General features: G+C 34.6%; 23 protein-coding genes. 11 read left to right on the plus strand and 12 right to left on the minus strand.

Features of this window, described 5'->3' with window-relative positions:
* Nucleotides 1–270 precede the first annotated feature (270 nt).
* A complete protein-coding gene (locus AA089_RS12480) occupies nt 271–912 on the minus strand; it encodes an O-methyltransferase (RefSeq protein WP_046757292.1) in 642 nt (213 codons plus the stop codon).
* Between the two features lie 125 nt (nt 913–1,037).
* On the opposite strand from AA089_RS12480, the gene kynU reads away from it, so the two are divergent.
* On the plus strand, nt 1,038–2,297 hold the full coding sequence (gene kynU, locus AA089_RS12485; protein ID WP_046757343.1) for a kynureninase: 1,260 nt from the start codon (nt 1,038–1,040) through the stop codon (nt 2,295–2,297).
* 1 nt (nt 2,298) lies between these two features.
* Nucleotides 2,299–3,699, plus strand: a complete 1,401-nt coding sequence (locus AA089_RS12490) for an FAD-dependent oxidoreductase (RefSeq protein WP_046757293.1) — start codon at nt 2,299–2,301, stop codon at nt 3,697–3,699.
* Here the strand turns inward: AA089_RS12490 and AA089_RS12495 are convergent.
* From AA089_RS12495 to AA089_RS12530, 10 genes are all read right to left on the minus strand, one after another.
* Nucleotides 3,696–3,857 carry a hypothetical protein gene (locus tag AA089_RS12495; protein ID WP_162200441.1) on the minus strand — a complete coding sequence of 54 codons (162 nt, stop codon included), beginning with the start codon at nt 3,855–3,857 and terminating at the stop codon, nt 3,696–3,698. The genes AA089_RS12490 and AA089_RS12495 overlap by 4 nt on opposite strands.
* A gap of 86 nt (nt 3,858–3,943) precedes the next feature.
* Nucleotides 3,944–4,474: a TPM domain-containing protein gene (locus AA089_RS12500; RefSeq protein WP_053002367.1), complete on the minus strand. Its 531-nt coding sequence runs from the start codon at nt 4,472–4,474 to the stop codon at nt 3,944–3,946.
* A gap of 89 nt (nt 4,475–4,563) precedes the next feature.
* The gene (locus tag AA089_RS25745) at nt 4,564–4,887 is read right to left on the minus strand and encodes a phytanoyl-CoA dioxygenase family protein (RefSeq protein WP_316936947.1); all 324 of its coding nucleotides are present in this window, start codon (nt 4,885–4,887) and stop codon (nt 4,564–4,566) included.
* Nucleotides 4,872–5,117: a hypothetical protein gene (locus AA089_RS25750; protein WP_316936948.1), complete on the minus strand. Its 246-nt coding sequence runs from the start codon at nt 5,115–5,117 to the stop codon at nt 4,872–4,874. Before AA089_RS25750 ends, AA089_RS25745 begins: the two co-directional genes overlap by 16 nt.
* Nucleotides 5,118–5,141: 24 nt before the next feature.
* A complete protein-coding gene (locus AA089_RS25755) occupies nt 5,142–5,285 on the minus strand; it encodes a hypothetical protein (RefSeq protein WP_316936949.1) in 144 nt (47 codons plus the stop codon).
* 12 nt (nt 5,286–5,297) lie between these two features.
* The gene (locus tag AA089_RS12510; RefSeq protein WP_046757295.1) at nt 5,298–6,548 is read right to left on the minus strand and encodes a hypothetical protein; all 1,251 of its coding nucleotides are present in this window, start codon (nt 6,546–6,548) and stop codon (nt 5,298–5,300) included.
* Between the two features lie 126 nt (nt 6,549–6,674).
* Nucleotides 6,675–7,247, minus strand: a complete 573-nt coding sequence (locus AA089_RS12515; protein ID WP_046757296.1) for a DUF3592 domain-containing protein — start codon at nt 7,245–7,247, stop codon at nt 6,675–6,677.
* A gap of 56 nt (nt 7,248–7,303) precedes the next feature.
* Nucleotides 7,304–8,191, minus strand: coding sequence for a dienelactone hydrolase family protein (locus tag AA089_RS12520; RefSeq protein ID WP_046757297.1), 888 nt, complete (start codon nt 8,189–8,191; stop codon nt 7,304–7,306).
* Nucleotides 8,192–8,241: 50 nt separating this feature from the next.
* On the minus strand, nt 8,242–10,086 hold the full coding sequence (locus tag AA089_RS12525) for a hypothetical protein (protein ID WP_046757298.1): 1,845 nt from the start codon (nt 10,084–10,086) through the stop codon (nt 8,242–8,244).
* Between the two features lie 279 nt (nt 10,087–10,365).
* Nucleotides 10,366–10,848, minus strand: a complete 483-nt coding sequence (locus AA089_RS12530; protein ID WP_053002369.1) for a thioredoxin family protein — start codon at nt 10,846–10,848, stop codon at nt 10,366–10,368.
* Nucleotides 10,849–11,124: 276 nt separating this feature from the next.
* Here AA089_RS12530 and AA089_RS12540 point away from each other — a divergent pair, with 276 nt between their 5' ends.
* The 8 genes from AA089_RS12540 to AA089_RS12575 all read left to right on the plus strand — a co-directional run bounded on the left by AA089_RS12540 (nt 11,125) and on the right by AA089_RS12575 (nt 20,687).
* Nucleotides 11,125–11,676 carry a DUF1697 domain-containing protein gene (locus tag AA089_RS12540; RefSeq protein ID WP_206540701.1) on the plus strand — a complete coding sequence of 184 codons (552 nt, stop codon included), beginning with the start codon at nt 11,125–11,127 and terminating at the stop codon, nt 11,674–11,676.
* Nucleotides 11,677–12,076: 400 nt separating this feature from the next.
* Nucleotides 12,077–12,481, plus strand: a complete 405-nt coding sequence (locus AA089_RS12545; protein WP_046757301.1) for a RidA family protein — start codon at nt 12,077–12,079, stop codon at nt 12,479–12,481.
* Nucleotides 12,482–12,489: 8 nt separating this feature from the next.
* Nucleotides 12,490–13,935 (plus strand): aldehyde dehydrogenase, encoded by a 1,446-nt coding sequence (locus AA089_RS12550; RefSeq protein WP_046757302.1) that lies wholly within the window; start codon nt 12,490–12,492, stop codon nt 13,933–13,935.
* A gap of 604 nt (nt 13,936–14,539) precedes the next feature.
* Nucleotides 14,540–15,328 carry an SDR family oxidoreductase gene (locus AA089_RS12555; RefSeq protein WP_046757303.1) on the plus strand — a complete coding sequence of 263 codons (789 nt, stop codon included), beginning with the start codon at nt 14,540–14,542 and terminating at the stop codon, nt 15,326–15,328.
* 263 nt (nt 15,329–15,591) lie between these two features.
* Nucleotides 15,592–16,176, plus strand: coding sequence for a hypothetical protein (locus tag AA089_RS12560; RefSeq protein WP_046757304.1), 585 nt, complete (start codon nt 15,592–15,594; stop codon nt 16,174–16,176).
* 281 nt (nt 16,177–16,457) lie between these two features.
* Nucleotides 16,458–17,546 carry an amidohydrolase family protein gene (locus AA089_RS12565; RefSeq protein ID WP_156168997.1) on the plus strand — a complete coding sequence of 363 codons (1,089 nt, stop codon included), beginning with the start codon at nt 16,458–16,460 and terminating at the stop codon, nt 17,544–17,546.
* A gap of 337 nt (nt 17,547–17,883) precedes the next feature.
* The gene (locus tag AA089_RS12570; protein ID WP_046757306.1) at nt 17,884–19,023 is read left to right on the plus strand and encodes a hypothetical protein; all 1,140 of its coding nucleotides are present in this window, start codon (nt 17,884–17,886) and stop codon (nt 19,021–19,023) included.
* Between the two features lie 119 nt (nt 19,024–19,142).
* Nucleotides 19,143–20,687, plus strand: a complete 1,545-nt coding sequence (locus AA089_RS12575; protein WP_046757307.1) for a peptide MFS transporter — start codon at nt 19,143–19,145, stop codon at nt 20,685–20,687.
* A gap of 406 nt (nt 20,688–21,093) precedes the next feature.
* On the opposite strand, the gene AA089_RS12580 is transcribed toward AA089_RS12575, so the two are convergent.
* The gene (locus AA089_RS12580) at nt 21,094–23,019 is read right to left on the minus strand and encodes a T9SS type A sorting domain-containing protein (RefSeq protein ID WP_046757308.1); all 1,926 of its coding nucleotides are present in this window, start codon (nt 23,017–23,019) and stop codon (nt 21,094–21,096) included.
* Nucleotides 23,020–23,139: 120 nt separating this feature from the next.
* On the opposite strand from AA089_RS12580, the gene AA089_RS12585 reads away from it, so the two are divergent.
* Entirely contained in the window at nt 23,140–23,946 is an 807-nt protein-coding gene (locus AA089_RS12585) for a class I SAM-dependent methyltransferase (RefSeq protein ID WP_046757309.1), read from the plus strand.
* The last annotated feature ends 24 nt before the right edge of the window (nt 23,947–23,970 follow it).

Raw genomic sequence — 23,970 nt, forward strand, 5'->3', positions numbered from 1 at the left:
AGAAACTCTCGTCGTAATGGCGAGAGTTTTTTTATTTCAATGATTTGGAAATAAAATCATTAAAATAATCTCATCGAAGGAAGAGATCTCTCAACTTTAAAACTAGAAAAAGTAAAAGTTGTCAAATCCAGAAGTTATAAATGCTAAATTTTAAATAAAAAGTATTTTTTTAAGACCCAAGACCCAAGACCCAAGACCCAAGACCCAAGACCCAAGACCCAAGACCCAACACCTAAAACCCAAAAGCGAAGCGCCCCAATAACCAAAAATCTACTTCACTCTACTAATCGTCAAGCCATCTCTAATGGGTAATACAACCGTTTCTACACGTTCATCTTCCTTTAAAAGTAAATTATATTCGAGCAGTGCTTTTGTAGAAATATCATTCTTTTGTAACGGTTCCAAGACTTTTCCGCTCCACAATACATTATCAGACAAAATAATTCCGTTCGGATTCATCTTTTCCATAATCAAATTAAAATAAGCAGGATAATTCGGTTTATCCGCATCAATAAATACCAAATCAAACGTTCTATCCAAATCAGGAATAATATCCAATGCATTTCCTGTATGTTGAAAAATTTGAGCTCCATACGGTGAAGCATCAAAATATTTACGTTGAAAATCGTGCAACTCTTCATTGATATCAATCGTATGCAATTCGCCTTGAGTTTGCATACCTTCCGCCAAACACAACGCTGCATATCCTGTATAGGTGCCAATTTCTAAAATGGTTTTTGGGCGAATCAATTTAGACAACATACTCAACAAACGACCTTGATAATGCCCGCTCAACATACGCGGTTGTAAAACCTTCTGATACGTTTCGCGCGTTAACGCTTTCAATAAATCAGGTTCGTTTTCTGAATGTGCCACCACATACGCGTCTAAAGCTTCTGGAATAAAATGCATACCGTAACTATTTTTGCAAAAATATTAATTAAAAAACGATTACAATACAAAGTGATTTATAAAATGATAGATATCTTTTTATTACCAAAATGGAATACGTATTTTTGGTAAAAATAGCATTCAATATGTTTCAAAGTACATTGGCGTTTGCAAAAGAGCAAGACGCAAAAGATCCTCTAAAAAGCTACCGAAGTCAATTTCATATTCCTAAAGATGCAGCAGGAAATGAATGGTTGTATTTTTGTGGAAATTCACTCGGATTACAGCCAAAAGTAACACAAGAATATATTCAACAAGAACTGAATGATTGGGCAAACTTAGGCGTAGAAGGACATTTTGATGCTAAAAATCCATGGATGCCATACCATGAATTCCTTACGGAGAATATGGCAAAAATAGTAGGAGCAAAGCCAATTGAAGTCGTAATTATGAATACTCTGACGACAAATCTTCATTTATTAATGGTTTCGTTTTATCAACCTACCAAAACCAAATATAAAATTGTCATTGAAAGTGATGCTTTTCCATCCGATCGATATGCGGTAGAATCACAATTAAAATTTCATGGGTTTGATCCAAAAGAAGGATTGGTAGAGTGGAAGCCAAGAGCTGGTGAACAATTACTTCATATGGAAGACTTAGAAACGATACTTGAAGAAGAAGGCGATGAAATTGCATTGTTGTTAATTGGAGGTGTAAACTATTACACAGGACAATATTTTGACATAAAAAAGATTGCCGAACTCGGACATGCAAAAGGTGCCATGGTGGGAATCGATTTAGCGCATGGAGCTGGAAACATTCAGCCAAATTTGCACGATTCTAATGTAGATTTTGCGGCTTGGTGTACGTACAAATACCTCAATGCTGGTCCTGGAAGTTTAGCAGGATTGTTCGTTCATGAAAAACATGCACACAACAAAGAGTTGAACCGATTTGCAGGTTGGTGGGGACACGATAAAGAAACGCGTTTCAACATGCGTTATGAATTTAATCCAATTCCAGGTGCGGAAAGTTGGCAATTGAGCAATCCGCCTATATTATCCATGGCAGCAATTAAAGCTTCGCTAGATGTGTTCAATGCAGTTGGAATGGACGCTTTACGCGAAAAATCTCAGAAACTGACAGCATATTTTGAATATCTCATTAATGAAATCGAAACTGATCGTATCAAAATTATCACACCTTCAAATCCTGAAGAACGCGGTTGTCAACTATCGATTCAAGTTCAAAATGCGGACAAATCATTACACCAAACATTACTAGACAAACATATCATTACCGATTGGCGCGAACCTGATGTAATTCGTTGTGCGCCAGTTCCATTATACAATTCCTTTGAAGATGTTTACCACATGGTAGACGAACTAAAAAAATGCTTGTAATATGCAAAAGAAAGAAAATATATTGATTGTTGGCGCAGGATTATGCGGTTCTTTATTAGCGTTACGATTAGGACAACGCGGTTACAAAGTAACGGTGATGGAAAGTCGTCCCGATTTACGAAAAGTAGATATTTCTGCTGGAAGATCGATCAACTTAGCATTTTCGGACAGAGGAATCAAAGCCATGAATATGGTCGGAATTGCCGATAAAGTAATGCCTTTATGTATTCCAATGCATGGACGTTTGGTACATGATGTAGAAGGAAATACATTTATGTCAAACTATTCGGGAAGAGAAAATGAATACATCAATTCGATTTCCAGAGGCGATTTGAACGCGTTATTACTCACGGAAGCAGAAGAACATGAAGCGGTAGAAATTACGTTTAATAAAAAATGTACAGGAATTGATATTGAAGAAAATATAGCAACTTTTTACTGTTACGATACTAAAAAAGAAATGCAAGTCAAAGCGGATGTCATTATTGGTACTGACGGCGCAGGTTCTATACTACGAAAAAGCTACTACTTGGAACGTAAATTTTTATTTAGCTATTCGCAGAATTATCTCAGTCATGGGTATAAAGAATTGAGCATTCCACCAACCGCTACAGGTGGATTTCGAACGGAGAAAAATGCTTTGCACATTTGGCCACGTGGCGATTTTATGATTATTGCTTTGCCCAACTTAGATGGAAGTTTTACGGTAACTTTATTTTTATCGTATGATGAAGGCGAATATAATTTCAACAACTTAACGACAAAAGAAATCGTACAAGAATTCTTTGAGAAGGAGTTTCCAGATTTAGTGCCGTTGATTCCAGAATTGACAAAAGAGTACTTCGAAAATCCAACAGCGCCATTGGGAACGGTAAAATGTTCGCCATGGTCGTATAAAAATAATACCTTATTAATGGGTGATGCGGCACACGCGATTGTTCCGTTTTATGGACAAGGAATGAATGCCTCTTTTGAAGACGTTGTGGTGTTAAATGAAGTGTTAGATCAGCATGAAGGCGATTGGGAAAAAGTATTCAAAGCGTATGAAAAAGCGCGTAAAAAAGATACGGATGCTATTGCCGATTTGGCGATTGACAACTATTACGAAATGCGCGATCACGTGGCAAATCCGATCTTTAAAGAAAAGCGTAAGTTAGAAATGGATTTGGAAAAAAACTTCCCAGAGCAGTATTTTTCTAAATATTCAATGGTTACGTTTAATGAAGATATTCCGTATAGCAAAGCTATGGAAATCGGGCGTGCACAGGACAAAGCATTACTCAACATGATTGCAGATGCAGAAATTGACACGACAGCCGATTTACACGAAATTCTTAAAAAAGTACAAGCAGAAACCAACGAAATTTTAGATGAAGATAGTGTGGCAAATTTAAAGCATTAATTCCTTTTTCGAATCAATGTTCTTGTGGAACGATGCTTTAGAATTTCAAAATATTCTTTATCAATTCCTTGTCCGAGATTTGCTAATAAGTTTACTATTTCACCAGTATCAAGCTGTACATTTTCAATAACGACGCTTTGCAACTTTTGCGGATTCATATGTTCTCCAATCAAACCACACAAAGCAACTTTTTTGGCACAAGCTGTCAATAAAAATAGTACAATGCAATAAAGAATTATTTTTTTTATGACTGAACTAACTCGTCAATAATCGCTTTAACACCTTTTTGAAATCCAGAAAAATAATCATCTTTTTTAAACTCAGGGACGATAATCTTTTTGATAATTTTCATGGTTTCATCGTCGGTAAGTTTTTGCATGATACCATTTCCATTTTGAATCCAAATACGGCGATCTTTCATGTATAACGCAATTAAAACGCCATTATCTTTATCCTCTTGACCAACGCCCCAATTATTAGCTAAGTCTAACGAATACGATTCTAAACCATCATATCCTTGAATAGAAGTTAGCGTTACAATTGCAATTTGATTGCTTGTTTGGGCTTCATGTTGTTTTATTAATTGGAGTAAAGTAGCTTCTTGTTCGTCAGACAGAATGTTATCAAAATCGTTGATAAATCCAACAGGAACAGGAAAAACAGTATCTGTAGGTAATGCAGCGGAGGAAACGGCATCATAATGAGGTGGATGCGTCGCTTCACAGCTTATACAAAGAATAACCAGCAGGGCAAGCAGGCAATTTTTGAAGTTCATAATTGGCTATTAATATATTTGGGTATTTGCAAGATAGGAAATTCCTGTAAATGTTTGGTAAAAATTAACATCTTACAGTAATAATTGCGTCATTTTACAAGATCATATTCTAACCATTGCAAGGGTTTTTTCAATTGCTTTGTGCTAAATTCTAAATGTAATACACGTCGTTGTTTGTGATTTGTGGTACGATTGGAAGCGTGAAGCGTCAAAGGTTTCATAAGCATCACACCACCTTTTTCCACTTCACACATATGTTCCGTTTCTACATTCCATTCAATTGTTTCAGGTCTGTAAATTCCTTTTAGATGTGAAGTTGGAATCACTTTTAACGCACCATTTTCTGTTACTGTTTTGTCTAAATGAATTCTGATGGTAACAATATTCTCTAGAATTTCTAACGGCGGTTGCACACCAAATTGCCCTTTTTTAAACGTCCAGTTTTATAATTTGAAATATCTTCTTTTCGGTCAACCGAAATACTTACATCTTGATGATACGCCACAAACCAATTGGATTCGGATGGTTTATCAAAGTAAATAGCTTTTATCAAAAAATACGATTCATCAAAAATAGCAGTCAACAATTCATGGAGTTTCTTAGTGAATACCAATGGTTTCAATGCTGGAATTTTCTTGATCACTTGTCTAATAGCAAATAGATGCTTCTAATGTTCAGCCAGTTCAGTAGTTGCAGAAGCTTTTTCAATACAAGAAATAATTTCGGCAATTTCTATTTCCGTATACATTCGATCTAAAACCGCAAAACCATTTGTTGCTAAATTTGAAATGTACGTATCATGTGCTTTCAAAATGATTGTATTTTAATTTTCTTCAAAAATAATCTTTGTACTGATATATTCAGGAAGCGCAGTTACAGCGTCTTTCAATTTTTCGGTATTGCGTTTTTTTAGCACTTCATCTTCAAGATAATAGATATAGTTTCGATATAAAAAATACATTAAAACTCTATTGTAATCATCCAATTGTGTGTCTTTTATCATGGCAATCATTGCACTTTCAATTTCAGCACTATTTTTAGTTTCAGACAAGGCTCTTCCTGTTCTAGTGATACTACTGTAATAGTGATTTTTTGCAGCATTTTCAATTCGTAAACTAATTCCGAAAATTAAATCGGGAATATTAATATTTAGTTCTTCTAGTTCTCGGATGTAGGTTTTTCGTCCTGCTTGTGCATAACTTCCATCTGAAACTCTATCAAAACGATCGTTCATAATATCTAAATGCGCTCTAAGGAATATTTCCCAATTCACGGTTTCTGCGGCTAAGACAGCAATATTTGCAGCATGTTCTCTTGGGCTAGAATCCATACTACACGTTCCCATTACTTTGGTATTTCTAAATTTTGCTAATAATTCTGACTTCTCATTTTGGGAAAGTTGTTGCCAATTTTCGGGCAAACCTCTATAAAAACCTTGCTCTGCATCTTTCTTAAACTTGGTCGTTGTGGTATCAATTAAACAATTGGCATATCCAACCATAGTGGCGTATTTTTCAACTAAAGGTTCTGCTGTAAATGTTTTTGGAAAATAGAAAGCTTTTAAAGATTCAGATGAATATTGACCTTTACTCGTATAACTGTGTAGCCAACTGTTCGCTTTTATATTTTGATAGCGTGCTAAGTTTTCCGTTTCACTGATCGAAAATCCGTAATCGCCACTTAAATCTACATGACTAAATTTTATAGTTTCTTCATCGTTATAATTGGTGTATTGGTATTGAATAACGAGTATATCTTTTTCAATTTCTGCCTGAGGATATTTTTTAACAAACGTGTCAAAATCGATTTGATTTTCAAGGTCTTTTTTAGCACTGATCATATCTCCTTTGGTCATTTTGATAAGATGTGCAACCGTTTGTTTTTTTGCTAAATACACTTTGTTTAAATCACAATATTTGTATTGAAGATTTAGCGAATCTACAATGTGTGAAAGTTTACTCATGGTTAATTTGCTGTAAATCAAGCCATTTTCATGCGTGGTAAATTCTCCATCTTGACCAAGAGCTTTTGCACTTGAAGCCAAAATGATGAGAATTAGTAATTGTTTTTTCATCTCTATTCGGTTTTAATATATAACGATTAAATGTTTCTTTTATTTAAAAGTATATAGATTTTATATCCGATAAAACACGGAATGAGTGAACGTTACGTCTGAGTTCGTAAACTAGAAATTTATCAATCAATAATTGCCACTGCGGAGTTTTTCATAGGAAATTCGAGCAATATTTGGATGCTCAGAAGAATACATAATTGGAATTACCATTCCCGTTTGGAAACTATTGTATTCGCTGTCGCCAATATCTATGGTTGCTTCTTGACGTTGTTGGTTTTGATCTGTAAACCGAACATCAATACTTTGAATTGTTCTGCCGCGTTTACCATAAATTCTAGATTTGTCAATAATTACGGCTGTTGTTTGAATACCATTTTTAGTAAGTTCATCTGAACTAAACGAAGTTGTTTTTAGAATAAAAAAGTAACCAAAAATAAATAGGGAAGCAATGCACAAAATAAAGACGGGAATACCAATGTATTTTAGTATAGGTCTGAACAATGTATCTGCTGTCCAAAACGATAAAATTAGCGTAATTACACCACCAAGAATTGCAAATAATGTACTATAGGCTTCCGCGATGTGAATTGGAATGAGTTCAAAGAAAAAGTAAATATTAAAAATAAGTAATGCTGGCGCGAGTATTTTTTGAATCAGTGATGGTTTTTCGCGCAGTTGAACTTCGTTTGGTGTGGTCATGTACGATAGAGAGTTTGTAATTTAAAAATGAATTTGTTTGATAGATGTTTTAGTGATTATACCAACTTTTCCTTAAAAAAATCAATCGTTCGTTGCCATGCTAAGGTTGCCGCTTTTTTGTCATAACGAGGCGTAGTATTGTTGTGAAAACCATGATTTACATTCGGATAAAAATGTACTTTATAATCAATCTTGTTTTCTTTCAATACCTTTTCATACGCTTCCCAACCTGCATTCACACGTTTGTCCAACTCAGCATATTGAAGTAACAATGGCGCTTTTATTTTTGCAGCATCTTCATCATTGGGTTGTCGTCCATAAAAAGGGACAGCCGCTTTTAGATCGTCTAATCTTACCGCCATCATATTTGAAATCCAACCGCCAAAACAAAAACCAACAACACCAACTTTTCCGTTGCAGTTTGGATGATTTTTTAAATACTCGAAAGCAGCAATAAAATCTTCTAGCATTTCATTACGATCACGTTTCTTTTGCATGGTACGTCCATCGTCATCATTGCCAGGATAACCGCCTAAAGGTGACAATGCATCTGGAGCCAAACTGATAAAACCATCTAACGCTGTACGTCTGCCGACATCTTCTATATATGGATTTAATCCTCTATTTTCATGAACGACAATAACGCCAGGTACTTTTGTCTTTGTGTCTTTTGGTAGTGAAAGTAAGCCTTTGATTTGTCCGCCACCTTTGGGAGAATCGTAGGTAATATAATCTGATTGTACACGATTATCATCTTCAGGAACTTCCGCAGTGGTTCTATAATTTGGCGACATAAAACTTAGCAATGCACCAACTGTAACACTTCCTGCGGCGTATAACGAAAGGCGTTCTACAAACTGACGACGCCCAATTTTATCATGCGCATAATCGTCATACAAATCAAATACTTCTTGTTTAATGTCTTCTTTTTTAAGTTGGCTCATGGTGTGAGGTTTTAGTTCACACTAAAGTTACGGAATTTGATAGACATTATTTATTTGCTGAGTGCTTTTATGATGCGTTCTTCGTTTAAGACTATATCTCGAAACAGTACATGTGGAAATTTTTCATATTTAGATTCTTTGAAAGCTTCATAAATGTGTAGAAGCGTAGAAGCCGTTACTAATGATAAATTCATCTCTGTATCCATTCCGCATTCATAAATAAAATCATCACTAAATTCAGGTGCTACTAAAAGAATTTTTATAATTCTTAAATTATTCTTTAAAGCTAAGTTTTGGTACGATTTTAATTGTCTTGAAACAGAACTAAACTTGTTGTAACCTTTTTCCTTACTTGTTTTACATTCTACAATGATAATTTCATCATTATCTAAATTTAGAAGAATGTCCATTATATCCTTTTTTGTATTCAATTGCTTTTTAAAATCTTCATCAACAATGAAACCTAAGCCAGAAAATATATTTTTGGTTAATTCTTCAAATTTCAATCCAAGTTCACTTTCTTTAATGGTAATTCCGTTTTCTTTCAGCGTATTTAAATCTCTAAAAGCAACATTTTCATAATTTTCTAAATATAAATTTTCAACATCTTTGTAATGCTCTAAAGTGTTTAAAATGAAATCGCCACGTTGTTTAATGCCATGATCTAAAATGAACTTTTTCAAATCATCATAAACGATTAAATCTAAAATATCTCTAGGTTTTATATTGTAATCTAATAGAAAATCAGCTTTTAAAACAAATTCATCTTGCAATTGAAATTGTTTCTTAATTTGATTATTTAATGCGGGTAATGATTGATTTAATTCTGTTAGCATTTTGTCAAAACCATCAACTGAAATTCCAACTTTTTCATCACGCTCTACATTTTCAAAATGATGGATAAGATTTGAGATTTTATCGTCTAAAGTAATTCCTTTTAGGTGTTTAATGTTAAGCCCTTTTTCACAAAGTTCATTCAATTTTTTCTTTCGATCATTTAATGTACTTCCGTTTTTATAAATATCTGCATATAATAAATTTGAAAATGAAACTCCTTCTTTGATGATTTCTTCAATTTTTTCAGAATAAATGAGTTTTCGATCAATATTATGTTGTCTTGCAATTTGATTAATGATAGGTTCACGCAAAAGCTTTAGTGTTCTACGATAAAATTTTTCAGCTACTTCTTTTTCGCGCACTTTTCGTAGAATACGAACCATTTCATCCGCAACATATATGGTGTTTTCTTTGTTAGAATAGAAAATAACACCAATACTTTTTAAACTTTTAATTACATCTTGAACATCCATTTTCTTAATTGGTAGAATACTGTAATTAATCAATTTTACTTCTTCCTGTGAAAGTCCTAATTGTTTTGCCAGTGTAAGTAGAATAGAAAGTTCGTCAGACGTTATTTTAGGATCTCTATTATTCTCTAGATCGTTATAATAAGCTGTATGCAAACATGACTTATAAATACTGTAATCTCTTTTGCGTGTTTCTGATATATCAGATTTATCATCTTCAAAATCTTTATTTAATGTTTTAATTTTAGATTTTAAATGTTTTATCTCTGCTTCGTACAGTCTAGAAAACCAATCTTGTTTCATGATACAATTTCCATCACGAATAATAATATCTATTAAAATATCTAATTGAGAAGTAATTTCTTGAAATTCACATTTTATAGATGCTTGAAATTCATTTGAAACAAGTGAAAATATATTGGTGATATTTTCATTGTCAACAGACTTCAATCCTTTGTCAGATGAACTTAAAATAACATCTATCTTTTTATAATTTTTTGGTTCCTTTGAAATAATTTGATCAATTACTTTTATGAATGAATTCTTTTCAATAGAACCAAGTTTATCTAAGATTTTAGTAAGTTTCATTTAGTTTTGTGTAAACATAACTGAAATGAAGCCGTTATTTTTACGGTTTTCCGCAATTTGGCTTCTGACGTTTTTATAAATTCAAAAAAAGTAAGATTCTAAGCACTACATAATATACAAGTTGAATCATACGTTATGACATTTCTAGAGTTCCATCATACAACAATAGATACATGATATTATTTTCAATTCGTAAGTTTTTTGTGTCTTGTTTAATCCTGATGATTTCTCTTTAAATAAAGCTTTTCGTTAAGTTATGAAGTCCATTCATGTATCGTTTTAGAGTATAGCCTCCAAAGCAGCTTTCAGCAAGTTGGTGTAAATTCGTTTGGTCTCCTTTCCTCTAAATCCAGAAACGCGACCGATTACATTTCCTTCAGCATCTAAAAGTAAGACGGTCGGAAACGCTTTTGCATTGTATTTTTTTCGCAACACCATATAATCGTCAATATAATCTTTGCGAACAAGTTCTTCTTTAGAAGGGAAATCGAGTTCAACAAGCACATATTCCTGTGCAATCTTGATAAAAGCACTTTTGGAAAAATATTCCTTTTCTAACTGAATACACGCACCACACCAATCGGAACCTGTAAAAAATAACAACATTGGTTTCTTTAATTCCTGACTCACTTTTTTTGCTTTCTGATAATCCAAATACCAGCGTAAATTATGACTGTCAGTTTTTACATGTTTGCCTTCTTTTTGTGCATGAAGTTGGCAGAATAGAAATAAGGAACATACGATAGCAGTAAAAAGTTTCATGGTGTTGGTTTTGATGTTGAATTAAAGATACAGAATCTTTAGCAGTATTCAGATGAACCAGAAATTTTTATGCTTTGTAGAAGATGCTGTACGTTACTATTTGATCAATCTGTTGATTTTAAGAAATTCGCAATAAAAACACTTCCAAAGCCTTCTCGCAGCAATGCCACAAGCTTTTGAATAGCTTCAATATTTATAGACAATCGTACCAAAAGATACAAAGTCTTAAAATCCAACCTTCTAAAAATCCAAGCAAGTCTTACAAAAAATGTATCTTTGAAACACACACAACCAACCAACATGATCTACATTGCCATCTTACGCGGAATCAACGTTTCAGGAAGTAAAAAACTCCCAATGGCAGAACTTCGCACATTGCTTACTAGCTTAGATTTTACAGAAGTACAAACGTATATTCAAAGTGGAAATGTAGTTTTTAAATCATCTGAAAAAAATCAAGAAAAACTTGGAAGTCAAATTGCCGAAGCCATCAAAAAACAATACGATTATGATGTGCCAGTTTTGGTAAAAACGATTGAAGAATGGAAAACGGCAATTGCCAACAATCCATTTACAGAAACGGACATTTCTAAGCAAGGCATTACATTTTTGGCTACAATTCCAGAAGCAACAACCATTGAAATAGATAGTAAGGATGATCGATTCAAGATTATAAGTTCAGAAATATATTTAGACTGTCCAGGAGGTTTCGGTCGCACCAAGCTTACCAATAATTTTTTCGAACGTAAACTCAACACACAAGCCACGACACGAAATTGGAAAACAATTTATAAATTATTACATCTCGCGGAAGCGATGGAAAATTGAAAATAGTAGAGAGAAAGTAGTATTGAGTATTGAGACTTTTTGAAACGTCACTTCGATTTTTGAAGGAAATCGTATCGAGAAGTACTGAGAAATTAAAATGTAAAAGTATTTTCGAATAAACAAAGAACAAAGAACAAAGAACAAAGAACAAAGAACCAATAACGAATAACGAATAACGAATAACGAATAACGAATTTAAAATGTTAAATGATAAATGTTGAATTTTAAATACTAAAGATTTCATTTCAACAACTCAACAACTTAACAAAGACCCAAAACCCAAAACCAAAGAGAAAAGAACATAGAATAAAGAATGAATTTTGAATGTTAAATGCTAAATTTTAAATAGAACTAATTTTTTTACCAAAACCCAAAACCCAAAACCGAAAACCCATAAATTATGGAAGAAAAAAAAGTAACTCCAAGAGGCGCATATCCACATACAAAACGTGTGGGCGACTTTATATATGTATCAGGAACGAGTTCGCGACGACCAGATAACAGCATCGCAGGTGTAGATATCATTGACGAAATGGGAACGAAGCATTTGAACATTCGCACACAAACACGTGAAGTACTAAAAAACATTGACAAAAATTTGCAAAGTGTTGGCGCAAGTTTGGCTGATGTGGTCGATGTAACTTCGTTTTTAGTCAACATGAACGACTTTGCAGGATACAACGAAGCCTATGGAGAATTCTTCGACAAAGCTACCGGACCAACGCGAACTACCGTTGCTGTACATCAATTGCCACATCCTGATTTAGTGATTGAAATCAAGGTAGTAGCGTATAAAAAACAATAATTCAGCAAATGAAAAAGATTCTAAACTATATCAACGGAAGTTATATTGCGCCAAAAAGCAACGAATGGATTGACAATTACAATCCTTCCAACGGAGAAGTCTACGGACAGATTCCAAATTCGTCTGCGGAAGATGTAGAAGCTGCCTATCAAGCTGCAAAAGCGGCTTATCCAAGTTGGTCAGCAACTACGCTAGATGAGCGAAGTCGTATTCTAAATAACATCGCATCTTTGATTGAAGAAAACTTGTCAGAATTGGCCCATGCAGAAGCATTAGACAATGGAAAACCGCTTAGTTTAGCAACACGAATTGACATTCCAAGAGCAACAAGCAACTTTAGATTCTTTTCACAAGCCATTACGCAGTTTTCAAGCGAAGCACATGAAAGTATTGGACTCAATGCGATGAATTTTACATTGCGACAATCCATAGGAGTTGTCGGTTGTATTTCACCTTGGAATCTGCCATTGTATCTTTTTACTTGGAAAATTGCACCAGCCTTAGCAACTGGAAATACAGTTGTGGCAAAACCAAGTGAAGTGACACCAATGACCGCGTATCTATTAGGCGAAATTTGCACGAAAGCAGGTTTGCCAAAAGGTGTGTTAAACATTGTACACGGATTGGGACATACCACAGGACAAGCCATTACAGAACATCCCAACATCAAAGCAATCTCTTTTACAGGCGGAACGGCTACAGGCGCGCATATAGCAAGAACGGCGGCACCTATGTTTAAAAAGCTTTCGCTAGAATTGGGAGGAAAAAACCCGAATATCATCTTTGCCGATTGCGATTATGATGAAATGTTGAAAACTACAGTACGATCATCCTTTGCAAATCAAGGACAAATCTGTTTATGTGGTTCACGAATATTTGTAGAAAGAAGCATCTATGAAAAATTCAAAATAGACTTTGTAGCACGTGTAAAACAACTCAAAGTAGGAAATCCGTTTGATGAAACAACAAAAGTAGGCGCGTTGGTTTCAAAACCGCATTTAGAAAAAGTAAAATCATACATACAAATTGCAAAAGACGAAGGTGGCACCATTTTATGTGGAGGAAATGATGTTGTTGTAGAAGGATTCGAAAACGGATACTACTTAGCGCCAACTGTTATAGAAGTGCCAACCGATCAATGTCGCGTGAATCAAGAAGAAATATTTGGACCTGTTGTGACGATGATGCCGTTTGATACGGAAGAAGAAGTCTTAGCCATGGCAAATGGCGTCCGTTATGGATTATCGGCAACATTGTGGACAAACAATCTCAATCGCACCATGCGAATGTCTAAACAATTGGAAGCAGGAATTGTTTGGGTAAACACATGGCTTATGCGTGATTTGCGTACACCTTTCGGTGGCATGAAAAACTCTGGCGTCGGTCGCGAAGGTGGCATGGAAGCCTTACGTTTCTTTACTGAACCGAAAAATATTTGTATCAAATACTCTTGATGTTAAATTATGAATGTTGTATGCTGAATTTTAAATAAAAAGATAATTTAGAATCTAGAAATTAGAACAAAAAGCCAAGAGCCAAGACCCAAGACCAAAGACCAAAGACCCAAAACCCAAAACCCAAGACCAAAGACCAAAGAGCTAATACCGAATACCGAATACCGAATACCGAATACCGAAATTAAAATGTTAAATGATAAATGTTGAATTTTAAATTGAAAAGTATTTACAAAACCTAAAGTGTACAATCAATTTAAATACGTCACTTCGAGTGAAATTTTAGAATAAAATTATGTATCGAGAAGTACTTTGAAAGTATAAATGTAAAAGTATTTCCGAATAAACAAAGAACAAAGAACAAAGAACAAAGAACAAAGAACAAAGAACAAAGAACAAAGACCCAAGACCCAAGACCAAAGAGCTAATACCGAATAACGAATAACGAATAACGAATTTAAAATGATAAATGTTAAATGTTGAATTTTAAATGTAAAAGTATTTTCGAATAACCCAAAACCCAAAACCCAAGAACAAAGACCCAAGAGCGACCTAAAACCAAAACCAAATACTCACTACTAACATCTCAATACTAAATTAAACAATGAACCTAAACTTACAACATAAAAACGCCCTCGTTTGTGGAAGCACACAAGGAATCGGAAAAGCAACTGCAATTCAATTGGCAATTCTTGGCGCAAATATAACCTTAGCCGCTAGAAACGAAGAAAAACTACAAAATGTGCTTGACGAATTAGATACTTCCAAAGGACAGAAACACAATTATATCGTGGCAGATTTTCAAAATCCAACGGCTTTGGAAGAAAAAATAACAGCTTTTGTTTCAGAACATCATGCATTTCATATTTTAATAAACAATACGGGCGGACCTGCTGGTGGACCCGTATATGCAGCAAAAATTGAAGAATTTGAGCGTGCTTTTACACAACACTTAAAATGCAATCACATCTTAGCGCAAAGTGTTGTAGAAGGAATGAAAGAAGCGGGTTATGGGCGAATTATAAATATCATTTCTACTTCGGTAAAACAACCGTTAGATGGTTTGGGCGTTTCCAATACCATTCGTGGAGCAGTGGCAAATTGGTCAAAAACTTTGGCAAATGAGTTGGGACAATTTGGAATAACTGTCAACAATGTTTTACCAGGCGCAACTGCTACGGAACGTTTGACAGAAATCATAAAAAACAAAGCGGCAAAAACAGGAAAATCAGAAGATGAGGTAAGTACAGCGATGAAAAATGCGGTGCCAGCCAAACGATTTGCACAACCTGAAGAAGTTGCAAATGCGATTGCATTTTTAGCAAGTGAAGCAGCATCTTATATTAATGGAATTAATGTCCCTGTAGATGGTGGACGAACGAAGTCGTTGTAGCATTTGATCTAACATGTCAGTTCGAGCGCAGTCGAGAACCTTCTTGACTAAAATTGCATCTCGATAGTTTCACTAGGTATTACCAATCAAAATATATTTTGATCTCAATAATGCTCTATGTGACAGAGAGAAAGTAAAAATCCTACAGATTAAAACGTAAAACTACCTGACTTTAACATTTTTCCTTGAATCTATCTTAAAAGTGTTAAAAAATTATTAAATTGAAACTCTAATGAACCATCATAAACTAATAACTAACCATAATGAATAGAAGAAACTTTATTGTATCAAGTGTCATGGGCGCAGGTGCGCTTTCCATGTTCCCAACTTCAGCTTTAGCCAGTAACAACGGTATTTCCCTAGAAAAAATTGGAAGCGGATTTGGACGTTTACTCAACAATGTAAACGCAATTTCTATTTCAAATTTATCAAGCGGAGTTGCAAAAACGCATCAACGATTGGCAATTGCATTGAACGATTCAGGATACTTGTACAATGCGACAGAAGTTGTGCAACTTAGCAACTCGTGCTACGCAATTCCATTACACAAAAAGCCAATGTTAGGTTTCGAAAGTAAAGAATTAGCGTTAATTGTAAAGCACGATGGCGTTAGTAAATTCTACATTTTAAATGAAAAGTTAACGAATGAGTTCAATGGACTTATCGAAACATTTAGTCAAAATTTAGAATCACACGAATTAAATTTAGATGCAGCTTCGTTTGCGTTTCCTGTAAAAGTTGTACAACAACAACAAGGACGCGAAACCATTTTTGCATATCAAAACAAGTTCAACAATACGATTGCTTTAAAAAGTACGCGTAAAAAATCGGAAGTTCACCTGAGCTAATTTTAGCCCAAAATCAATATAGCTAAAACCAGTCTGTATGCTTTTTGTACAAAAGTGTTCATGACTGGTTTTTTTGTGTTAAAAAATGTGATTTGTTGAAAATTTTAGAATTTTAAAACATAAATACAACATACGATATCATAAGAAATAGTATTTTTATAGGATTAATTTCGCGTGAGGGATTGAGGCATTTGTTGAAGCTCTCTCCAACTTGATTGGAGAAGCGACTGCCGAAAGCCCGACCTCCATTTTTCTTGGAGGACACGCCCAAAAATAACACCATCTTGAAACGAAAACTGCGCATTAACGGACATTCACATTTGTTGCCTTATCCAGAGCAAATTCCTCAGTTTATGAAGGATAAAAAGATTTTTTGGGTAGATGACGAACGTAAATATATGTTGCAAGACGATTGGAAACGACCTGTGACAGATTCGAGTTTTTTCTTGAATGAAAAGCTAGAATGGATGGCGAAAAATAAAATTGATCATGCCGTTATTTTAAATCTTTCACAGTTATACGGAAATGGTTTGCGCCTGGAAGCGATGAAACATGCGTTGCGTTTTCAAAACGATTTTAATGCAGAAGTACAACGCGATCATCCATCAAAATTTACCTGCGGATTTGTAGTGCATCCAGGTTTTATACATGGTGCGCTTTGGGAAATTGAACGCTGCGTGGAAGAATTAGGACTGCGCGTACTGTGCTTACCAACGCACTTTATGGATTCCATAGGACAGTGGCGTTCGGTGTTTGATGAAGAAAATGATCCAATTTTTGAACTGGCAAATAAGTATAAATTGGCGATTGAAATTCATCCGTATGATGGCGATAAAATGATCAAATTGGAAAATGTAAACTGGCGTTTTCACTTAATTTGGATGTTGGCACAATGTGGCGATGCGTACCATTTTTATACGTTGAACGGAATGCAAGAACGTTTTCCAGATATCCGAACCTGTTTTGCACATGGCGGACAGTTGGCGCAAATGAATTTAGGACGTCGTATTCAAGGATTTGATGGACGACCAGATTTGTTTGAAGGAAAAGTACATCCGAGAAAAGCGGTTGGACATCCAAATATTTATTTTGATACGTTGGTGCATGATACCGATTCGTTTAAATTGATGGTTGACCGACAAGGAAGCAAGCAAATTTTGATGGGATTAGACGATCCGTATCCGTTGGGAGAAATGGAAAGCGCACCACAATCGTCTTATCCAGGAAAATTACTCGATTTAGCCATAGAACGGAATATTATAGACCAAAATCAATACGACGATATTTGGGAAGATAATGTCTTACGTTGGTTATTTGGTGATGATGAAGCCGCTAAAAAAGACCTAGTTCGTAAAATTTTGGAAGGGTAGTTTTGAGTTTGTTATTTTGTCAATTTGATAATTCGTTGATTTGAAGATTTGTTGATTTGGTTTTTTATGTGCGATTTCGTCATGCTGAACTTGATTCAGCATCTCATAACGCTGAGGAATTTGTTATTTTATGTTGTAGTTTGTTAAATCGTTAATTTGATGATTTGAGAAATATTTCAACAATAGTATTTAAAAGAAATAATTCTTGAATTCGTGACAAGAAAAAAAGAGTTAATTTGTTGATGCGTTAATTTGAAAAAGGGAATTTTTAAAACATATTTCATTTTAACTTTTACCTTTCAATGATTTAAAATAATATAATATCTTACGTCATTTTATGACCGATGTAGCACAATTTCACAATCTAGCACACATTTTTATTTCCTTTATCGGAGCCGTTTTGCTATTGGCAATTTACTCCAACATTCGGAAGCGTTTCCGTCAGATTTTAGAAGAAGACGAATCGCAAAAGCGCGTAGATAGTGGATTGCTATATTTAAGTTTGGCAATGTTTGTATGGGTTGGTTCAGGAATTTGGGCGTATGTTTCGCAACGTTTTGAGTTTTCGGATACGATGGCTTATCAAATTGGAGTCAACTTACTTTCCATTATCAACAATCTATTTTTATTATTGGCGTTGTTCTACTTTTATCACGCGCCAAAGTTTATTTACAACAATACAAAGAATGTAAAAATCATTATCGGAATTATCATTGCTGTGACTTCCGTTACGTTGCTCATGTCAAGTATTTTTGGAAATGACAATGTGTATCACAACGTAAAATTGAACGCTATTCCAGATTTGATTTTATCAGGATTTTTGTGTTTTTTATTGTTAATTTCCTTCTACAAAACCTTTTTGCATCGTGGTTTGAAAATTGTAGCAACGATTTCCGTCATCATTATGATTTTAATTTTCATATCGCAATTACCTGAAATATTTTTAAGTTTAAATGACGAATTCGCAACTTACTTGATTAAGATTATCGCAAAAACATCCTTAATTTCTTTATTCTTAGTGTTGGCGACAAGTTGGGTAATTCAACTCGCAAATACACCGCGACCAAACGAAATGCGTATCAAATTTTTAGATTGGTCATTGATTCAATTAAGTATTCCGTCAAAAAACATCAACAATGCACATGTCGATTTTGGTTCAAAAACCACACAATACAAAAACTTGCTGAAATTTGCCATTCGTCGCGCACATGGACAAGGTGATTTGCAAAGTATTTTAGTGAGTTCGGCTGGAGAAATAAAAAACCAAACTTATCTTACCAGAATTATTGAAAATATCAACGAAATTTTACAACTAGAAACCGATCAGCAATTGGAACGTAGAGACGTGTTTACGTTTTTGGGCGAAGGAAAATACCGTTTGCGTATGATTCCTGAAAACATCACAATTGACGAAGGTTTACTTGATGAGTTTGTGCAAGTATCTGAAAATGATCAATATAAGTCTATTTGTAATTAATTGTGTCTCAGACACAAATCTGCACAGCTTGTTATTTTTTACTATACTTTACAACACGACTTTCTATTAAAACTAGGTAAAAACATATTTGTATTCTATTAAATTTTAATACAATACATATGACAGCTGCTACTACTTCCGATACACGATTCGGACATCCTAAAGGATTATTTTATTTGTTTTTTGCCGAACTCTGGGAACGTTTTTCGTTTTACGGAATGAAAGCCTTGTTGATTTTATACATGACCAAACAATTGCTGTTTAGTGATGATATGTCTATCGGAATTTTTGCCGCATATATGTCATTAGTATATGTAACGCCCGTTTTGGGAGGAATTATTGCCGATCATTATATTGGCTATCGGAAAGCTATTTTCCTTGGCGGGATTTTAATGGCGTTGGGACATTTTTTCTTAACGATAGAGTTGCCAATTTTCTTTTATGGATCGTTAGCGTTAATCATAGTTGGAAACGGATTCTTTAAACCTAACATTTCCACATTTGTGGGCGCATTGTATAAAGAAGAAGATAAACGACGCGATTCTGGATTTACGATATTTTATATGGGAATCAACATTGGTGGTGCAGTTGCTCCATTGTTATGTGCTTGGTTTGCAGAAGTGTATGGTTGGCATTATGGTTTTATGTTGGCAGGAATTGGCATGTTGGTAGGATTGTTTTATTTCTACCGAGGAACCAATAAAAATGTATTTCAAGGCAAAGGAAAAGTTCCAAATGAGGAAGTGTACAATAAGAAGTTTTTAGGATTGCATACAGGACAATTGGTTTGGTTTGGCGCTTTTTTAGCCGTTCCAATATTTGCGTTAATTGTCCGATTTAATCAATATGAACATTATATCGTTTGGATTGCTACCATTGCCATAACAGCTACCATGATTTACATTTATCGTTCGGTGGGAACTATCGCGCGAAAGCGATTGTTGGTAACCGCTTATTTTACCATTTTGATGGCGTTGTTTTGGGCAATTTTTGAACAAGCAGGAAGTTCGTTGACGTTGTTTGCGGATCGAAATATCAATCTTGTCGGATTGAACGCTGCACAAACCAATAGTATCAATTCTGGATTTATCATTTTGTTGGCGATTCCGTTTTCATGGTTGTGGGCAGTTTTAATGAAGAAAAAGAAAAATCCAAATTCTGCCATAAAAGCAGGTTTAGGATTGTTGCTACTAGGTTTGGGTTTTATCGTTTTTGCCATGTCTGCAAATTCGGTTGATAGTGTTGCCAAAACGCCAATGTGGTATTTGTTTGTTGGATATTTCATTTTGACAGTAGGCGAGTTGTGCATTTCGCCAATTGGCTTGTCTAAAATGACAGAACTTTCACCAAAAAAGTATTTAGCTTTTATTATGGGCGTTTTCTTTTCGGCTTCCTTTTATGGACATTTTTTTGCTGGAAAAATTGCCAAATTAACCACCGTTTCAGAAGAAGAAAATATGTTTGCCAGTGGCATTTTTGGAAGCATTACAGAAACTGTCACAGGATTAACGTCTAGTTTTTCTGGACCCAATCAGGCAGCATTTGAACAATTGTATCAATATGTATCCGTTTATGCTGTTTTTGGAGTTTTAACAGCTTGTATTGGACTTGTTGTCATCATGATATCACCTTTTATTAAAAAGTTGATGAGCGGCGTTCATTAATCAAAAAATGAAAAAAGCCTCGTAACCAGCGAGGCTTTTAAACTTAACTAACTATTTGTTCTCTGTGATTTCTCCACACAAAGTATATTTGGTGTCTTCACAGAAAGACATTTGCTTTTATCAACAACCAATTAATTTTGTAGATACTATACTTGTGGAAGTGTTTTATATCTAACATAAGAACGCTGTAAAACTACTGAGAAAGCAGTTGAGAAAATAGGAACATACATGACGATTCCGCGAATCATTGGAATTAAAGCAGTATTGAAAGACTATATTTTGTGATAGTTTATAGGTTTAATGTTTCTTAAATCAGATTGTTAAAAGTGAAATTGTACAAAATCAAAAAAGCCTCACAATTTGCGAGGCTTTTTCTAGATTTAGAACTATTACTTTATGATCCGAATTACTTCTTCACAATCAGTTTTGTATAGGTGTTTCCAGTAGTACTTTGCACATTTACAAAATAACTTCCTGTTTTTAAATTGCTAATATCAATAGATTTTTGATCTGCTTGCATCGTAATCGCTTTCACTTGTTGTCCAACTAAGTTGTATACAATCACTTGTGAAAGTGTTTGCTTAGATTCAATTTGTAAGCTGCCTGTTGTTGGATTTGGATACATTGCAAACAAAGTATCTTCTACCGTTGGCGTACTTAACGTATTTGTAATTGTCAAACTTGTAGAATCTGTATATAAATTACAATCTCCTACTGTATGCGTGATTGTGTATACACCGTCAGTAGACATTGATAAGTCAATTTCTCCTGTAGTTGCATTGATAACTAATCCTGCTGGATCTGCTGTAAATACTCCGGTAACTCCTGTTGTACGTGTTGGTGTCGGATTTGAATCGGCAAGATCATACATGTTAGATGAATACGTAAAATCAGCAAAATTGTTATAATGTAATTCTATATAATTGGTAATTACCGTCGCATAATCATCTGCAAAAGGAACTAATGTTTGTGGACGTGAATCATACACACTTCCATTGTACGTTCCTAAATCACGGACACGTCTATTCACTTCAGTCATGATACCATCAATGGTTCCGCCGCCGCCAAGTCCGTCGCTGGCAGTTGGTCCAGATCCGTGACGTCTGTTGTTGTAAAAATCTCCATCAAAATATGCATTTGAAAATGGTCGTGTATCATCACAACTATTATTTCCAGTATCTATATGACTTGGAACTGTTCTGTATCCTGCTGTAGAACCACAACCAGGATATCCTTGTGCATTGTAAAATGCTCCACCTGTAGTTGCAAATAATCCACCAAGACTAGTCGTACCTCTTACCAATTGCTCTTGCGTTAAGTTACCTAAGTTGTCACTTACAAGATTTGTAATGGTAGAGTTTGAAACTGAATTTAAGTAGTTGTTAGTTGTATTATTTAAGTCAGAAGCTGAGATGTTATAACCAGCTTCAATTCTAGGAATACTGTGACTTTGTCCGTGTAAATCAATATATAATCCTTTTCCCCATTTGCTCATTACATCAGCACTTGCGGCATCAATAAAGTTATGGAACGTATTCCAATAAAATAATGCATCTGAATCTCCACAAGTAGCTTCATTTTGCTCTCTATTTGGATCTAATTTACTTCTGTGTAAGTTGTTGATAATGATATACGGATAACATCCTGTTTGATCGTATACAGATTGTTGAATTTCACGAATTAAAATATCTGTGTTGTCATCTCTTTCGTTTGTTCCACAACCTCTGTCTGGTAAAGCACTATCATTGTCAGGATAAAATGTTCCACCAATTGTTTGTCCAGATTGTTTTACACCACCATGCGGTGCAGAAATAATCACGGGCATATTTCCAGGAATGTACTCTATGTATTCGTTTCCACTTGTATCAAATTGAGAAACTCCAGGAAAAGGAGCTGGTGGCTCTTCTAAAGCAAAATATGTAGTTTGTGAAATTTCAACAGGATTTGTAGCGCTGTTATTTGAAAAATTTCCATTAAAAGCAAAAGCTGTTTGTCCATCTGCTGTGATGGTAACAGTTCCTCCGTTGTTCCAGTCATCTCCATAAAAGTCATATACAATTACATAGTAACCAGCAGTTGTACTACTGTTTACAGGATAGCTTACTGGTGTTGTAGTTTCGGTATAAGGAGCATTTCCATTACCATCATAACCATTGTCTACAGTTTGTAATAACATTCCAGAAGGGCTGTACAGCTCCACTTTATTTTCTGATGACCAAGCTGGCCAATTTACTGAAATTACGACATCAACGTTTTGGGCAAAACCTGTAGTGCCGATTAATAAAATAAGTGCAAAAATACTTTTGAAAAAAGTAAAAGTAGTTTTTTTCATAGTCATTTAAATATTAAGTAAGATTTATTAGGGTACGAATTAATTTAAAATCCTTAGAATTGTACTAAGGAATTAAAACTAATCACAATATTACGACAAAAGGTATAAAAAACCGACGAAATGGAACATAATTATTTTAAAATTAATAAAGAAACTTGGAATAAAAAGGTTGCCATTCATGCAAAAAGCGATATGTATGCGATGGACGATTTTAAACAAGGGAATTCATCATTAATGAAGTACGAACTTGATAGTTTACCAAACGTAGCAGGAAAGTCTCTCTTACATTTACAGTGCCATTTTGGGCAAGATACATTGAGTTGGGCACGCATGGGTGCTAAAGTAACGGGCATTGATTTGTCGGATGAAGCTATTAAATTGGCAAAATCATTAACTGAAGAACTCAATTTAGATGCAACGTTTCATTGTTGTAATGTTTTTGATGTAAATGATCATGTAACAGAAACTTTTGATATTGTATTTACCAGTTACGGCGTTATTGGTTGGCTACCCGATTTAAAAAAGTGGGGAAATATTATTGCATCGCGTTTAAAAGATGGTGGCACGTTTTATATGGCAGAATTTCATCCTATCGTATGGATGTTTGATTATTTGCAAACGCCGCCAGTTTTACGATATGCGTACAATCAAGAAGAAGTAATTTACGAAGAGTATGAAGGTACGTACGCTGAAGATGGCGAAACAAAAATGATCAGTAAAGAATATGCTTGGAATCATGGAATGTCAGATGTTATCAATGCACTTATTGAAGCAGGATTGACAATTGAATTCCTTAACGAACACGATGCGTCGCCATATGATGTATTGCCAAACTTAGTTAAAAATAAGGAAGGCATGTACGAAACAAAAGATAAGTTGTATCCGTTGATATACGAATTAAAAGCCACAAAAAAACCTCGCCAATAGCGAGGTTTTTTCATCATATGTTGT

Origin of the sequence: Kordia jejudonensis, from assembly GCF_001005315.1 — a bacterium.
Classification (GTDB): Bacteria; Bacteroidota; Bacteroidia; order Flavobacteriales; family Flavobacteriaceae; genus Kordia; species Kordia jejudonensis.